The sequence below is a fragment of the Salinarimonas sp. genome (genome assembly GCF_046292825.1).
GTDB lineage: Bacteria > Pseudomonadota > Alphaproteobacteria > Rhizobiales > Beijerinckiaceae > Salinarimonas.
The window spans coordinates 1-15473 of the sequence record NZ_JBKBQG010000066.1 but is presented as its reverse complement, the minus strand read 5'-3'; the positions used below and the strand labels follow the sequence as shown (position 1 = coordinate 15473).

The window sequence follows — 15473 nt, the reverse complement described above, 5'->3', positions numbered from 1 at the left end:
ACCCACCCCTACGGGGAGGGATTCGAGCGCCCATCCCTCCCCGGAGGGGAGGGTGGACTTTCGAGGCGGAGCCGAGGAAGGCCGGGTGGGGCCCGGGTGGAGATTTTACTGCAAACGTCGGGCCCCACCCGACCTCGTTCGCTTCGCTCCGAGGCCACCCTCCCCTACGGGGAGGGATAAACAGCGGAAAGGACAGCGTTCATGCACAAGCTCGTGCGCGTCACCGAAGAAGCCCCCTCGGGGCGGGTCCGCAGCGAGGCGGTGGACTTTCCCGCCGATCGGGTGGACGCCCTGCGCGAGGACCTCGCGCGGCTCGATGCCGAGGTGCGCTTCTCGGACGGCGACCGCGCGCTCTATGCGACCGACGCCTCGAACTACCGCCAGGTGCCGATCGGCGTGGTGATCCCGCGCTCGACCGATGCCGGCGCCGAGGCCATCGCGACCGCCGCCCGCCACGGCGCGCCGATCACCTCGCGCGGCGGCGGCACGAGCCTCGCGGGGCAGACGGCGAACGTCGCGGTGATCGTCGACTGGTCGAAGCACTGCAACCGCGTCCTGTCCATCGACCCGGAGGCCCGCCTCGCGAAGGTCGAGCCCGGCTGCATTCTCGACGTGTTGCGCAAGCAAGCCGAGGAGCACGGCCTCACCTTCGGCCCCGATCCCGCGACCCATGTCAGCAACACGCTGGGAGGCATGATCGGCAACAATTCCTGCGGCGTCCACTCGGTCATGGCCAAGCGCACGGCCGACAACGTGGTGGCGCTCGACATCGTGACGCCGGACGGGTTGCGGCTCACGGTCGGCAAGACCTCCGACGAGGACCTCGCCGCGATCCGCGCCGAGGGCGGGGCGCGGGCGGACCTCTACGATACGCTCGACGCCTTCCGGAAGAAGCACGAGCGGCTGCTGCGCGAGGGCTATCCGGATCTGCCGCGGCGCGTCTCGGGTTTCGCCGATCTCGACAGGCTCCTGCCCGAGCACGGCTTCGACATCGCGAAAGCCCTCGTCGGAACCGAAGGCACCTGCGTCGGGATCCTCGGCGCGACCCTCGCCCTCGTCGAGAGCCCGCCCGCGCGGGCCCTGTGCGTCCTCGCCTTCCCGAGCATCTTCGAGGCGGCCGACGCCGTGCCGGAGGTGCGCGAGCACGGGCCGATCGCGATCGAGGGCATGGACGAGTTCCTCGTCGAGGCGATGCAGGCCAAGCACCTCCACGAGGAGAAGCTGCCGCTCTTCCCCGACGGCGAGGCCTGGCTGATCGTCGAATTCGGCGGCGCCGACAAGGAGGAGGCCGCGGGCAAGGCGCGGCGGCTGTGCGAGGCATTCTCCGGCCGCGAGCGCGTCGACGCCAAGCTCGTCGCCGATCGCGACGAGAAGGCGGCGATCTGGACCGTCCGCGAGGCGGGCCTGCCGGGCTCGGCCTACGTTCCCGACCGCCCGGAGACCTGGGAGGGCTGGGAGGACACGGCGGTCCCGATCGAGCGGCTCGGCGCCTATCTGCGCGAGTTGCGCGCGCTCTACGACGCATACGGCTACGAGACGCCGATGTACGGCCATTTCGGGGACGGGCTCGTCCATTGCCGGGTCTCGTTCGACCTCAAGGACGAGGAGGGCATCGCGCGCTGGCGCGACTTCCTCGACGAGGCGGCCGATCTCGTCGTGCGCCACGGCGGCTCGCTCTCGGGCGAGCACGGCGACGGGCAGGCGCGCGGGGCGCTGCTCGAGAAGATGTATTCGCCCGAGATGCTCGCGATGTTCGCCGAGTTCAAGGCGATCTTCGATCCGCACGGGGTGATGAACCCCGGCAAGATCCTGAACGCCTTCCCGCCGACCTCGAACCTGCGGCTCGGCCCGAGCTGGCGGCCGAAGGAGCCCGCGACCTTCTTCGATTATTCCGACGTCGGCGGCTTCGTCGGCGCCGCCGAGCGCTGCGTCGGGGTCGGCAAGTGCCGGCGGATCGGCTCGGACGACGGCGTGATGTGCCCGAGCTTCATGGCGACGCGGGAGGAGAAGAACACCACGCGCGGTCGCGCGCGGCTCCTCTTCGAGATGCTCCACGGCGGCGCCATGAAGGGCGGCTTCCGCGCCGACGCCGTCGAGGAGGCGCTCTCGACCTGCCTCGCCTGCAAGGGGTGCAAGAGCGATTGCCCGGTCAATGTCGACATGGCGACCTACAAGGCGGAATTCCGCGCGCATTACTACAAGCGCCGGCTGCGCCCGCGGGCGGCCTATGCGATGGGGCTGATCCATGTCTGGGCGCGGATCGGCGCGCGCATGCCCCGCCTCGTCAATCTCGTCAACCGCATGCCGGGCCTGTCGGGCCTCGTGAAGCGCATCGGCGGCATCGCGCCGGAACGCGACCTCCCCGCCTTCGCGACTCAGACCTTCCGCGCCTGGCACGGCGCCCGTCGCGACCCGCCGCGCGGGGCCGAGCGGGTGCTGATCTGGCCCGACACCTTCAACGACACGCTGCGGCCGAACACGCTCATCGCGGCGACGCGCGTGCTCGAGAGCGCGGGCTACGAGGTCGCGATCCCCCGCCGCCCGCTCTGCTGCGGCCGCGCGCTCTATGCCGAGGGCATGATCGCCACCGCCAACGGCCTGTGGCGCGACACGCTCTCCGCGCTCGCCGCCGAGATCGAGGCCGGCACGCCGGTGATCGGCCTCGAGCCCGCCTGCACGACCGCCTTCAAGGACGAGCTCGTAAGCCTCTTCCCCCACGACGAGCGCGCGAAGAAACTCTCGGCGCAGACGATCTTCTTCCCCGATTTCGTCAATGCCAATGCCGAGCGCTTCGACCTGCCGCAGATCCGCGAGCGGGCGCTCGTCCAGGTCCATTGCCATCATCACGCGGTGCTGCACCCCGCCGGCGAGACGTCGCTCCACGAGAAGATGGGGCTCGACTCGACCCTCGCGCCTTCCGGATGCTGCGGCATGGCGGGCTCCTTCGGCTTCGCCAAGGAGACCGCCCACATCGCTCAGGCCTGCGGCGAGCGCGCGATCCTGCCGATGGTGCGCGCGGCGGATGTCGACACCACCATCCTCGCCAACGGCTTCTCCTGCCGCGAGCAGATCGAGCAGAATACGGGGCGCGAGACGCTGCACGTCGCGGAATTGATGGCGCGGCGGATGGGGCTCTCGTGAGCCCGCCTCACCCCGCCGGATCGGCGGCGGCGGCTTCCGGCGTCTCGAGCCAGAACCGCTTCATGAGGAAGAGCGACGCGCCCGAGATCGTGCCGGATTCGGTCGCCAGTCGCTCGATCTCGAGGCTGCCGCGCGGGACCTCGGCGAAGCGGCAGGAGACCCAACGCTGGCGCGAGGTGGCGCCGTCGAGGACGAGATAGTCGATCCGCACCTCGCCGGCGCGCGGGCGCGTCTCGCGCAGCACGCGGATCACCGCGCCCTCCGAGTTGAGCGCCGGGAGCGTCAGCCGGCACTGGCGCGCGAAGGCCGCGTCCGGACGCCCGCCGCAGGCGGCGAGCACGGACGCGGCGAGGACGAGCGCCGTCAGCGCTGCGATGCGAGGCGTGCGCGACAAGGCGAGCCCGTCAGCCGCGCCGCAGCGCCTCGGCGACACGCGGCGCGAAATAGGTGAGGACGCCATCGCAGCCCGCCCTCTTGAATGCGAGGAGGCTCTCCGTCATCGCCCGCTCGCCGTCGATCCAGCCGCGCTCGGCCGCCGCCGCGATCATCGCATATTCGCCGGACACCTGATAGGCGAAGGTCGGCACCCCGAAGGTGTCCTTCACACGCCAGCAGATGTCGAGATAGGCGAGGCCCGGCTTCACCATCACCATGTCCGCGCCCTCTTCGAGATCGAGCGCGACCTCGCGCAGCGCCTCGCGGGCGTTCGCCGGGTCCATCTGATAGGTGCGCTTGTCGCCCACCAGCGTCTTCGAGGTGCCCACCGCGTCGCGGAAGGGGCCGTAGAAGGCCGAGGCGTATTTGGCCGCGTAGGCCATGATCTGCACGTCGTGGAAGCCCGCATCGTCGAGCGCGAGCCGGATCGCGCCGACGCGCCCGTCCATCATGTCGGAGGGCGCGATCACGTCCGCGCCCATCCGCGCCTGCAGCAGCGCCTGGGCGGCGAGGGTCGCGACCGTCTCGTCGTTGAGGATGCGCTCGCCCTCCATCAGCCCGTCGTGGCCGTGGCTCGTATAGGGGTCGAGCGCGACGTCCGTCACGATGCCGATCTGCGGCGTGCGCTCCTTGATGAGCTTCGTCGCGCGGCAGACGAGATTGCCCTCGTTGAGCGCCTCCGAGCCGTGCGCGTCGCGCAAGGCGGGATCGGTGAAGGGGAAGAGCGCGAGCGCGGGAATGCCGAGCTCGGCCGCGCGCTCGGCCTCCGCCGCCGCCTCGTCGACCGAGAGGCGGAACACGCCCGGCATGGACGCGACCGGCTCGCGATGGGCGCGGCCCTCGACGAGGAAGATCGGCCAGATCAGATCGTCGACGGTCAGCGTGTTCTCGCGCACGAGCCGGCGCGCCCAATCGGACTTGCGGTTCCGACGCAGGCGGTGGCGCAGATCGAGGCGGGCCTCGACGGCGTATTCGAGCGCCGCGGCGTCGCGGGCATTCGGGCGGGGAAAGGGCGTCGGGCTCGACGACATGCGCTCGGTCTCCGGCCGCGGCGCGCGAGGGATCGGGGGGACACGCGCGGCGTACTTTACGATAGGTCTAACATGGGATCGCGCCGGAAGAATGCGAGAAAGCCCGGATGCCGCATGAGCGCGCGCGGGCGGACGGGCCCGTCAGCGGCCCGCCGGCAGGTAGCCCGTCTCGCGCAGATGCTCCTCGAGCGCCTCGGGAAAGCGCGCCGGCCGCTCCAGCGCCTCCGGGCACAGCCCGTCGACCCGCTCGCCCTCGCAGATCGCGAAGGGCCAATCCGAGGTTCTGTCGTAGGAGCGCAGCATCCGCTCCCAAGCCTCGTCGAACGCGCCGAGATTCGCCATCGTCGCCACCCAGGCGGCGAGGAAGCCGTTCTCGTTCCACAGCTCCGGATGGAGATCCGCGACGTGCTCCAAGCGCGCGCGGTCGCGCACGAAGGCGTGGCGGACGCTCGCATCCCCGCGCAGGTCGACGAGCCGGGTGCCGACGAGCCGCTCGACGCGCAGCGGCATGAAGGACGTGACGTAGGGGCCGAAGGCGTAGAGGAAGGACTGGTCGCCGCTCGTCAGCTCGGCGGTGCCGCCGCCGTCGAGATCCTCGAAGAGGAAACCCTCGTCCCCGTCGAGCATCCCGCCGTCGATCTCGGCGAACGCGCCCGGGCCGATCCGCGCGAAGATCCGCACCTGCGCGCAGCAATGCGCCCCGCCGCTGAAGGTCGTCACCACGATCTGGCGCTCCCGCGGGCGCTGCGGATCCAGCGCGAGCGCGCGCAGGCGCACCGGCACGAGCCGCGAGAAGGCGGCCTCCTCGAGCAGCGCGGAGAACACCCGCGTGCCGTTCGCGAAGCCCTCCACGAGGGGCGGCGCGAATTCGTCGTCCGCATCCGCATAGGCGACGCGCAGCTCGACCCCGTCGACCTCCCAGACGAGCGGCTCGCCGACGAAGGCGACGGCCTCGCCGGGGTCGGAGGGCGCCCAGACCGCATCCGCCAGCCGCCCCGGATCGCCGAGGAACGCGTCCGGCGGGATCGCGCCCTCCGCGACGAGCCGGGCGCGCAGCGCGTCGGCCTCGCCCGACGCCAGCGGGCCCGCGACGACGGCATAGGCGCCGTTTCGCGCGCGCACGACGCGCAGGCCGTCGAGCCAGGTATAGAGCCCGGCGACGCCGATCGCCTCGTCCGCGCTCGGACGGCTCGCCAGGACGAGGGCGCGCTCGCCGCTCGCCCGCGCGGTCGTCGGCCCGAGCCCCGCGAGCGCGAGGGCGGCGAGGGTGAGCGCGAGCGCGAGCGCGCGGCATCCGGCGATCGGCGTCCGGAGCGAGGTCATGGCGGGAACCCGTTTGCGGCGTGAGCGGCGATCCTAACCCGAGGGCGCGCCTTCACGCCACCAACTAGAGCAGGATCGCCGTGGAGGAAACCGCCTTCGCCGTCCGCAACCTTACGGCTTGCGCGGCCACGCTCGTCCCTGCATTGACGTTCGACGGGCGAGCGGCGCACGAGCCGCGCCCGAAAAGGCCGCCCCGACAGGAGGAAGCGCGCATGTTCTCGACCATCGTCGTCGCCATCGACGGCTCCGCCCACCAGGACAAGGTGCTCGCGGTCGCGGGTGCGGAGGCGAAGGCGCACGGCGCCCGCATCGTCCTCGCCCATGCGCTCCTGCGCGCGGCGAGCTATGCCGAGCTCTACGACATCGCCGAGCGCCACGGCTTCCTGCCGCAGGTGAAGGCGCAGCTCGACGAGGCCGCCACCCCGCCCCCGATCGCGCCCTCCGCCGCGATGGGCGGCGCCATTCCCGTCGTGATCGTGCCGCTCGAGACGCTGGAGACGATCGCGGCCGGCCTCCTCGCCGCCGCCCGCCGCACGCTCGAGCCCTATGGCTGCGCGGTCGATTCGGTCACCGCCGATGACGGCGCCGCCGAGACGGTGCTCGAGACCGCCCGCGCCGAGAGCGCGGATCTGATCGTCATCGGCTCCCGCGGCCTCGGCCGCCTCTCCGGCCTCGTCCTCGGCTCGGTCTCCCAAAAAGTCCTCCACGACGCGAGCTGCGCCTGCCTCGTGGTGAAGTGAGGCTGGAGGGGGCAGGATGGAGCGCCCTCTTGTCCTTCCCCCTTGTGGGGAAGGTGGCTCCGGGCGGCGTCAGCCGACCGGAGACGGATGGGGGTGGTGCAGGATGTAAGGGATGGGTGCCTTCTGCACGACCCCCATCCGCCCCGTCGGCTTCGCCGCCGGGCCACCTTCCCCCAAGGGGGAAGGACGAGGGAGCGCCTCGTCGGCGTGGATCGAGCCGACCAGCGCCGTCGCGACCTCGGCGATCGCGCGAGCGACAGGCGCCCTCTTGTCCTTCCCCCTTGGGGGAAGGTGGCTCCGGGCGCGCTAGCGACCGGAGACGGATGGGGGTCGTGCAGGACGTGGCGCGACGGCGCCCCGTGCGCGACGCCATTCGACGCGTCGCCCCCCGCCCTCACGCCATCGCCGGCAGCCCGGCCGCCGCGAGCGCTTCGCTCTGGCGTTGCGCGAGGCGGTCGAGATCGAACTGGGCGATCTCCTCTTCGAACAGCCGGTGATAGTTCAGCTCGGCGCGCAGGTGCAGGTAGACGGCGCCGAGCCCGATGGCGGCGCGGTCCATGAAGACGAATTCGCGCGGCACCGTCACCGGGCCCTTCTCCTTGAGCGCCTTGTGCACCTCGAAGGCCTGGCGGCGGCCGTATTCGCCGGGCTTGACGCCGTCGGCGATGGTGCGCACCCGGTCCTCGAGCAGCGGGCCGTAGATGAAGCGCGCCCAGATGTTGAGGATGTCGATCAGCTCGCGGTTGAGCCGCTTGAAGCCCCAGGTCTCGTAGGCGTGGACGGTGCGCTCGCGGTCGTTCTCGCGAAGGCCGTGATAGAGATCGACGACCCCGCCGACGAAGCGCGGGTGGAAGATGCGGATGCAGCCGTAATCGAGCAGGTTGATCCCCGCCGGCTCGCCGCCCTCGGAGAACACCGTGTAATTGCCGAGATGGGGATCGCCGTGGATCATTGCGGCGGAGTTGAACGGGTGCCACCAGGCCTTGAACATGGCGATGGCGAGCCGGTTGCGGATCTCGACCGGATCGTCCTTGAAATCGAGGATCTTGCGGCCCTCGAGCCAGGTCAGCGTGAGCAGCCGGCGCGTCGAGAGGCTCTCGTGCACGTCGGGGACGCGCACCTCGGGCACCCCGGCGAGGGCGTGGGCGTAGAGCCGCGCGTGCTTGGCCTCGCGCTCGTAATCGAGCTCCTCGCGCACCCGCTCGCCGATCTCCTTGGCGATCTCGGTCGTGTCGATCGCCGGGTCCATGCGGCGATGCAGGGCGAAGACGAAGGAGAGCTGGCGCAGGTCCGCCTCCACCGCCGATTGCATGTCCGGATATTGGAGCTTGCAGGCGACGGGGAGGCCGTCCGTCGTCGTCGCCTTGTGCACCTGCCCGAGCGAGGCGGCGGCGGCGGGATTGAGGTCGAAGTCGCCGAAGCGCGCGCGCCAGCCCGCGCCGAGCTCGGATTGCATGCGCCGGCGCACGAAGGCCGCGCCCATCGGCGGCGCCTCCGATTGCAGCTTCTGCAACTCGGCGGCGTATTCCGGCGGCACCGCCTCTGGGATGGTGGCGAGCAGCTGGGCGACCTTCATGATCGGGCCCTTGAGCCCGCCGAGCGCCTGCGCGAGCGCGGCCGCGTTCGTCGTGTCGTCGCGCCCGAGCACCCGCCCCGAAGCCATCCGCGCCGCCACCCCGCCGAGATTGGCGCCCACCCGCGCATAACGCGCCGCGCGCGCCCCGAACCGGTTCCTCTCGTCGTCGCGTGTGCTCATGAAGCGGCGGCCTCGTCCGGGTTTTTCCAGACCCGAAGATAAGGCGCGGGCGCGCGGATGCCAGAGGGCGGCCCCTTTCGAGGCCGCAGCGCCGATGAAGCGCGACGGTCTCCCCTCCCCCTTGGGGGAGGGGCCGGGGGTGGGGGTGGTGCAGGATGTGGCGATCGAGTGCCGCCGGCCGCCTGACGCCGGGGCGCGTTTCCCGCAGAGCTCGTGAATCTTTCTCCTAGAACCTCGACGCCGTCATTCCGGGGCGCGAAGCGAGCCCGGAACCCAGACCCACGACGTCGGATGAGCAGCCTGTAGGCTGCGTCCTTCGACATATCGGCGGGTCTGAATCGCGTAACGAGCGCGCATGCGCGCTCGAACGAGCGTGGTGGATCTGGGTTCCGGGCTCGCTTCGCGCCCCGGAAAGACGGCAAGGGGGGTCCAAACCTCTAGGGGATGGAGAGCCCTCCCCTACCCCGCCAACGCCGCATGAGGGTCGGTCTCGGCGCGCATCCAATAGGCGCTGATGCCGGGCGGGAGGGTGGCGTCGCGTTCGAGCCAGGCGCGCAGGCCGTAGAGGTGGCGGCGCAGGCGGCGCAGGACGCGGTCGCGGGCGCAATCGTCGCAGGTGGCGAGCGTCTCGGCCTCCGCGGCGGCGAGGATCAGGGCGAAGAGGGCACCCTCGGGGGAGTTCGGCCGGTAGTCGGAGGCGCGCGCGGCCACATGCTCCAACGTCTGGGATACTTCCTCGACCGTCCGCGACGCCGCCTTCATCTTCCAAAGCTCCACCGCATCCCGCTCCGCCTCGTCCGCCGCATGCCGCCGCGCGATGAGAAGGGTCGCCTCGGCGAGGAGGGGGGCGAGGGGGCAAGGCGCAGGACGCGCGGGTTCGTGTTCCGAATCCTGTGGGGACACGGGTTGGATCCGTTGCGGGTGTGATCGATAGATTTAATATCAGCCGGGCGACTGGCCCTTGTCAATATGAAAAATATCAAAAGATTGGTTCGATATCACAATGGCCGCCAAACCTCCCCGCCTCACCGCCGACCAAGTCCGCGCCGCCCGCGCCCTCCTCCGCTGGAGCCAAAAGGATCTGGCCGACGCGTCCAACGTCTCCGTGCCGACGATCGCGCGGCTGGAGCTGGGGCATGGGGCGTTGGCGGGGACCGAGCAGACGGCGGCGGCGTTGAGGAAGGCGCTGGAGGAGGCGGGGGTGGTGTTTATCGATCAGGGGGATGGGGGTGGGGTGGGGGTGCGGTTTGGGTGAGGTGATATATACGTAGTGATTTAATTTCACGTGGGCATATTTACAATGCTTTCCCTAAGTGAATTGTCTGATCTAACAGGTTCTGTATTTGAAGCTCGTGCTTAGATGTAATCGTCGCCGCGGCCGAACTCTTCAGTGTGACTTTGCCGTCAATCTCGCCACTCAACCGAAATGTCATACGATCTATGGAATAGGCTTTTCTCGTCACGATGTCATTGACGGCCTTTTCCGAGATTGATTTTCCCTGGATGCGGACGACGACGTTAAATTTTCTTTCATCAAAGTAGCTAACAGTCACGTCCTCGACACACATTTGACCGACATAAATGCTTTGCAGTTCCGATAGCCATAAACCGACATCAACCGACATCGGTATGACAGTAACTTGAAATCGTGAAGCCTCTGAAAGGCGGGCAACGAATCTCTTTACGCATCTAGGAGAATTTATCATTTGTAAACACGGAGGTGCCCAGCTCGCAACAAAGCGCGTGACGTTATACTCTATGCGCGTGAACGTCGTCTCATCGCCGTGAGAATTTAAGAAGCTATCTTCCATCTCGATCCGCTCGATAAACCGACCCTCGACACGATCTGGTCGAGCTTCATCCACGATAAAGCCATCGGGGCGCGATTCAGCGTAAGCGTATTTGAGCAGGCATTCCGCCAGGGCATAGGCAGACAATCCCCACTCGACTTTATACCATTTAGCTCGTCTCATGGACTGTTTCCTCGCCCGTAGCAGCATCGACCTTTTTTCGCATCTTAGCTAGGATCTCTCGTGCAGTGCTCTCCAATGCATCAAATAATATCGACTGACGCACCGCGTTTGGTGTCTTCGCCACTGACCGATACTTTCCGTCTCCGCCACGAGGTGCAGTACGAACAGAATACCTGAAGCCGGTTGCTTGCTTCGGATCTTCGAATCCTACATCAAACTTAACAAGCTCGTAGGGGGTCGAATTTTGCGTAGCTTCCCAAATAATCGACGTGATGAAGAATCCGGACTCACGAAGTCTCCTATACTCGTCAGAAATCATCAGATTGGTGCCTTGTAGATAGACCCCCTTAACAACGGATAACATCTCCGCTCTTGCATTCTCTTCTGCTTCGTCCTCTTCATCGACATCATTAACTTGCGCGGAAGACACGCGAAGAGTGGTAACTCCAACGAGTGAATGATCTGGGATAGACGATATTAGCTCCAGAAAAAACTCAGTTCGTTCTTTTGGATCAGTGAAATCGACGAGGCTGATCTCATCATACGAAATCTTCTCCTTTTTCTCGCTTTCTAACAAATTCTTCAGATCCGCAACGATTTGGCGCGCCTTGAGTGTGGAAGGAAAACGGACTGAAACGCTATCCGGCCGAAACTCGAAGCTAAGATTCGCAATTCGCTTCTGGCGTTGAGATAAGCGGTTTCTTGAATAATCAAACTCATCATACTTGACATTCAGAATCATATGCTTGTCGGTGCTCGTCGCGAATGCATACACCTCGGAGCGCCCTGGAGCAGTCGCGTATTTAACGATGATTTCTTTCATCTCATCGCTTTTGACTGCTGCTTGAAAGGTTGCTGAGGCGGTCTTCTCTCGCCCAGCACCAGACTCACATCTCTCAAGTAGATCTACAATACCTTCATGATCGAAACTAAAGCACGAAATGTATGATGCGATGTCTTCCCGATCCCCCTCCTGCGAAACCAATATGCGACGACCCAAAGGTATCTCCCGCATCTGCTTTTGTGTCATTCGCTTTTCAGATGAAACCAACAAATCGTAGATATCCTTATCGGTTGCGTGCATTTGCTCAAACTTTGGCATCCCGGGCCTCCATTCCAATCTGAATAACTGAAAATGATGTGTTTATATCAACCATCATCTCGCTCTTAATTGCCTTCACAAGTTCCTTAAACTCAGCATCTTCATCCTCCTCGAAAAACTCACGAATGTACTGACTTTTGGCTCGATCAAAGTTGATAATATTGCTTTCATGCATAGTACGGATGTAGATTTCGGTCTTCGCTTTGATCATCTGCTTACCGCGCATAAAGTCTATAATATAAATAAAATCTTCAACGCTTTTCTCGTGCCGCAAATACAAAACGTACATCTGTCGATCCGTATCGGGCATTCTGTTCTCAAGAATTATGTACGGCCCCGTCAGCATCTCTATAGTTGCAGGATGATTCAAATCGGGATTTCTATTGGCAAACCTGACCAGTTAAGGGTAATAGAAACTTGAATTTCTCTCAGACGGATAGCGTCCGCTACCACGCATGAGAGTTATGTCCAATGCAACGTTATTAAGCCAAAATACGTCGTCAGGTCCAATGATGTACAGTCGGCTGCTCTTTGGAATTTGGATTGCATCCAATTTGATTTTCTTTAGTAGATCTGCAAAATTACTATCATAGTTCCCATCGTGATTGTATACGAATAAGACCCCATGGACCTGGAAATTACTCGCCCCATCTGTATACATCTCTTGCCAACGTTCACTAACGTTTGCACAGGTAACCTGGTTCGCAAGACTATGCAATGCATTCCGTATTTCCCCAGCTTTGATTGATGCTTTTGCATAGCTCTTAAGGTCAAATTGGAAGAAACTGCGCTTTGAACTGTAAGGCTCATCATAATAGAAAACGAGATCCGTAGGATGAGTTTTGACCCCGTGTTCGTCGGGTCGTTTGCAATTCCAATTCTGATTGATCGGACCGAAGCTCGTCCACTTAAAAACCGAAAAGAGGCGCCCCGCAAGCACCTCTGCCATTCTAGCCACTGGCCCCGTCTCAGGCATACCTATCTCTCGCGCTATTATACCGGAGGTTATTCTCTAGCGTGAGAAACACTCATGTCAATAGCCTGAGAAACTCATCGCGCTCCCCCTCACCTCCCCTTCCGCCCCTTATACCGCGGCCGCTGCCCCGGCCGCCCCTCGCTCGACCGCCCGGCCGGGCGCACGTAATCCCCCGCCCCCAGCGGCACCTCGCGATCCGTCCCCGGCCCCATCTCCCCCGGCACCGGCTTCGCCACCCGCGAGCCACCCGCCCCCCCGCGCCCCCCGCGCGGGCGGCCTCCCCGGCCCTCGTTTTCGCCGAAACGCCCGGCGAACCCCTCCACCTCGCTCTGCCGCGCCATGGGGTCGTCGCCGACCAGGAGCTCGGTGGCCTGGAGCCTCTTCAATTCGTCGCGCAGGCGGGCGGCTTCTTCGAATTCCAAGTTGCCGGCGGCGGCGCGCATGCGCTTTTCGAGGTCGGCCATGACGGCCTTGAGGTTGTGGCCCACCGTGCGGGCGGCGTCGGAGAGGCCGGTGTCGACGCGGACGTGGTCGCGCTCGTAGACGCTCTCCAGAATGTCGCCGATCGCGCGCTTGACGCTCTCGGGCGTGATGCCGTGCGCCTTGTTGTAGGCGAGCTGCTTCTCGCGGCGGCGCTCGGTCTCGGCCATGGCGCGCTCCATGGACCCGGTGATCTGGTCCGCATAGAGCAGGCAGCGCCCGTCCACGTTGCGCGCCGCGCGGCCGATCGTCTGGATGAGCGACGTCTCGGAGCGCAGAAAACCCTCCTTGTCGGCGTCGAGAATGGCGACGAGCGCGCATTCGGGGATGTCGAGCCCCTCGCGCAGCAGGTTGATGCCGACGAGCACGTCGAAGGCGCCGAGCCGCAGGTCGCGCAGGATCTCGATGCGCTCGAGCGTGTCGATGTCCGAATGCATGTAGCGGACGCGGACGTTGTTTTCGTGCAGATATTCGGTCAGGTCCTCGGCCATCCGCTTCGTCAGCACGGTGACGAGCGTGCGGTATCCGGCGGCGGCGACCGCGCGGACCTCGCCCAAGAGGTCGTCGACCTGGGTCTTGGCCGGGCGCACCTCGACCACGGGGTCGACGAGGCCGGTCGGGCGGATGACCTGCTCGACGAAGACGCCGCCGGTGCGCTCCATCTCCCACGAGCCCGGCGTCGCCGACACGTGGATCGATTGCGGGCGCATGGCATCCCATTCCTCGAAGCGCAGCGGGCGGTTGTCCATGCAGGAGGGCAGGCGAAAACCGTATTCGGCGAGCGTCGCCTTGCGCCGGAAGTCGCCGCGATACATGCCGCCGATCTGCGGCACGGTGACGTGGCTCTCGTCGGTGAAGACGAGCGCGTTGTCGGGCAGATATTCGAACAAGGTCGGCGGCGGCTCGCCGGGGCGGCGGCCGGTGAGATAGCGCGAATAGTTCTCGATGCCGTTGCAGGAGCCCGTCGCCTCGATCATCTCGATGTCGAAGGTGGTGCGCTGGTCGAGCCGCTGCGCCTCGAGCAGGCGGCCCATGCGCGAGAGCTCGTCGAGGCGCTGCTTGAGCTCTTCCTTGATGCTCTTGATCGCCTGCTGCAGCGTCGGCCGCGGCGTGACGTAGTGGGAATTGGCGTAGATCTTGACGAATTCGAGCTCGGAGACCTTGGTGCCGGTGAGCGGATCGAATTCGACGATCGATTCGATCTCGTCGCCGAACAACCCGATCCGCCAGCCGCGATCCTCCAAGTGCGCCGGAAACAGCTCGATCACGTCCCCGCGCACGCGAAACGTGCCGCGGGTGAAATCGGACTGGATGCGCTTGTATTGCAGCGCGATGAGGTCGGCGATCAGCTGGCGCTGCTCGATCCGCTCGCCCACCTTGAGCGAGAAGGACATGGCCGTGTAGGTCTCGACCGAGCCGATGCCGTAGATGCACGAGACGGAGGCGACGATGATGACGTCGTCGCGCTCGAGCAGCGCGCGCGTCGCCGAGTGGCGCATGCGGTCGATCTGCTCGTTGATGGAGCTCTCCTTCTCGATGAAGGTGTCCGAGCGGGGAACGTAGGCCTCGGGCTGGTAGTAATCGTAATAGGAGACGAAGTACTCGACCGCGTTGTCGGGGAAGAAGGACTTGAACTCGCCGTAGAGCTGCGCGGCCAGCGTCTTGTTCGGGGCAAGAATCAGCGCCGGGCGCTGCGTGCGGGCGATCACCTGCGCCATGGTGAAGGTCTTGCCCGAGCCGGTGACGCCGAGCAGGACCTGGTCGCGCTCGTGCGACTGGACCCCGGCGACGAGCTCCTCGATCGCCGCGGGTTGGTCGCCGGCGGGCTCGAAATCCGACTTCATCACGAAGCGGATGCCGCCCTCGGACTTTTCCGGCCGCGGCGGCCGGTGCGGCGTCCACAGCTTGCCGTCCTTGAAGAGCGGGTTGCCGGAGGTGAGCAGGTTCTCGAGCGCCTGCACGGTCGCCGAGACGGCCTCGCCGGGGATGTAGTCCCCCGGCGGCGGGGTGTGGGCGGCCTTGCGGGTGCGCTTGGGCTTCTCCGTCGCGGAGGGCGGCGCGATCTCGCCCGTGAAGCCGGATCGGTAGGCCTCCCCCTCGAGCCGCGCCTGCGGCGCCTCGCCGAAGCCGGACGTCTTGTCCTTCGCGAGCGCGGGATTGAGAAGCTCCGCCAGGTGCTGGTCGAGCGGCTTCAGCTCGGGCTTCTGCGCCTTCGGCTTGGCGCCCTTGCGGGCGGGGGCTTCGGTCGATTCGGGGGCGTTGCGCGGAGATCTGGCCATGGGGGGAATATGGGCCGATCCGGGTTCGGTTGGAAGGGCGCGCCTCCTTGCCTCAGCGGGAAGGACGAGGAGAGCCCGACGCATCCGCGCGATCCTCGAGCTTTCCGAGAGGCTCGACGATCTCCCCTCCCCCTTGGGGGAGGGGTCGGGGGTGGGGGTCGTGCAGGAGGCACCGTTACGCCTCATCCTGCACGACCCCCATCCGGCGGGCCGGGGCGGGGGGCGCCCCCGGCGGCC

The 15473-nt window shown here is 66.0% G+C and carries 12 protein-coding genes; 3 read left to right on the top strand and 9 right to left on the bottom strand.

The genetic code is table 11. The features are described 5' to 3' along the window. The first annotated feature begins 201 nt into the window (after positions 1 to 201). Positions 202 to 3141: an FAD-binding and (Fe-S)-binding domain-containing protein gene (locus ACK4UM_RS19730; protein WP_409802552.1), complete on the top strand. Its 2940-nt coding sequence runs from the start codon at positions 202 to 204 to the stop codon at positions 3139 to 3141. Positions 3142 to 3148: 7 nt separating this feature from the next. On the opposite strand, the gene ACK4UM_RS19725 is transcribed toward ACK4UM_RS19730, so the two are convergent. The 3 genes from ACK4UM_RS19725 to ACK4UM_RS19715 all read right to left on the bottom strand — a co-directional run bounded on the left by ACK4UM_RS19725 (position 3149) and on the right by ACK4UM_RS19715 (position 5930). Further along, complete coding sequence (locus ACK4UM_RS19725; protein WP_409802551.1) at positions 3149 to 3535, bottom strand: hypothetical protein; 387 nt, start codon at positions 3533 to 3535, stop codon at positions 3149 to 3151. Between the two features lie 10 nt (positions 3536 to 3545). Continuing rightward, positions 3546 to 4607 carry a porphobilinogen synthase gene (gene hemB / locus ACK4UM_RS19720; protein ID WP_409802550.1) on the bottom strand — a complete coding sequence of 354 codons (1062 nt, stop codon included), beginning with the start codon at positions 4605 to 4607 and terminating at the stop codon, positions 3546 to 3548. A 141-nt stretch (positions 4608 to 4748) separates the two neighbouring features. After that, positions 4749 to 5930, bottom strand: a complete 1182-nt coding sequence (locus ACK4UM_RS19715; protein ID WP_409802549.1) for a hypothetical protein — start codon at positions 5928 to 5930, stop codon at positions 4749 to 4751. Positions 5931 to 6142: 212 nt separating this feature from the next. On the opposite strand from ACK4UM_RS19715, the gene ACK4UM_RS19710 reads away from it, so the two are divergent. Next, positions 6143 to 6670 carry a universal stress protein gene (locus ACK4UM_RS19710; protein ID WP_409802548.1) on the top strand — a complete coding sequence of 176 codons (528 nt, stop codon included), beginning with the start codon at positions 6143 to 6145 and terminating at the stop codon, positions 6668 to 6670. 394 nt (positions 6671 to 7064) lie between these two features. Here the strand turns inward: ACK4UM_RS19710 and ACK4UM_RS19705 are convergent, their stop codons facing one another. Both ACK4UM_RS19705 and ACK4UM_RS19700 read right to left on the bottom strand, forming a co-directional pair. Beyond that, positions 7065 to 8426: an ABC1 kinase family protein gene (locus tag ACK4UM_RS19705; protein WP_409802547.1), complete on the bottom strand. Its 1362-nt coding sequence runs from the start codon at positions 8424 to 8426 to the stop codon at positions 7065 to 7067. 459 nt (positions 8427 to 8885) lie between these two features. Next, the gene (locus ACK4UM_RS19700) at positions 8886 to 9188 is read right to left on the bottom strand and encodes a hypothetical protein (protein WP_409802546.1); all 303 of its coding nucleotides are present in this window, start codon (positions 9186 to 9188) and stop codon (positions 8886 to 8888) included. Positions 9189 to 9429: 241 nt separating this feature from the next. On the opposite strand from ACK4UM_RS19700, the gene ACK4UM_RS19695 reads away from it, so the two are divergent. Further along, a complete protein-coding gene (locus ACK4UM_RS19695) occupies positions 9430 to 9681 on the top strand; it encodes a multiprotein-bridging factor 1 family protein (RefSeq protein ID WP_409802545.1) in 252 nt (83 codons plus the stop codon). A gap of 40 nt (positions 9682 to 9721) precedes the next feature. On the opposite strand, the gene ACK4UM_RS19690 is transcribed toward ACK4UM_RS19695, so the two are convergent. The 4 genes from ACK4UM_RS19690 to uvrB form a co-directional block, all read right to left on the bottom strand. Next, positions 9722 to 10363 carry a hypothetical protein gene (locus tag ACK4UM_RS19690; RefSeq protein WP_409802544.1) on the bottom strand — a complete coding sequence of 214 codons (642 nt, stop codon included), beginning with the start codon at positions 10361 to 10363 and terminating at the stop codon, positions 9722 to 9724. A 22-nt stretch (positions 10364 to 10385) separates the two neighbouring features. Further along, entirely contained in the window at positions 10386 to 11501 is a 1116-nt protein-coding gene (locus ACK4UM_RS19685; protein ID WP_409802543.1) for a hypothetical protein, read from the bottom strand. Further along, positions 11488 to 11811: a hypothetical protein gene (locus ACK4UM_RS19680; protein WP_409802542.1), complete on the bottom strand. Its 324-nt coding sequence runs from the start codon at positions 11809 to 11811 to the stop codon at positions 11488 to 11490. Before ACK4UM_RS19680 ends, ACK4UM_RS19685 begins: the two co-directional genes overlap by 14 nt. A gap of 755 nt (positions 11812 to 12566) precedes the next feature. Beyond that, positions 12567 to 15236, bottom strand: coding sequence for an excinuclease ABC subunit UvrB (uvrB, locus tag ACK4UM_RS19675; protein ID WP_409802541.1), 2670 nt, complete (start codon positions 15234 to 15236; stop codon positions 12567 to 12569). Between the last annotated feature and the right edge of the window lie 237 nt (positions 15237 to 15473).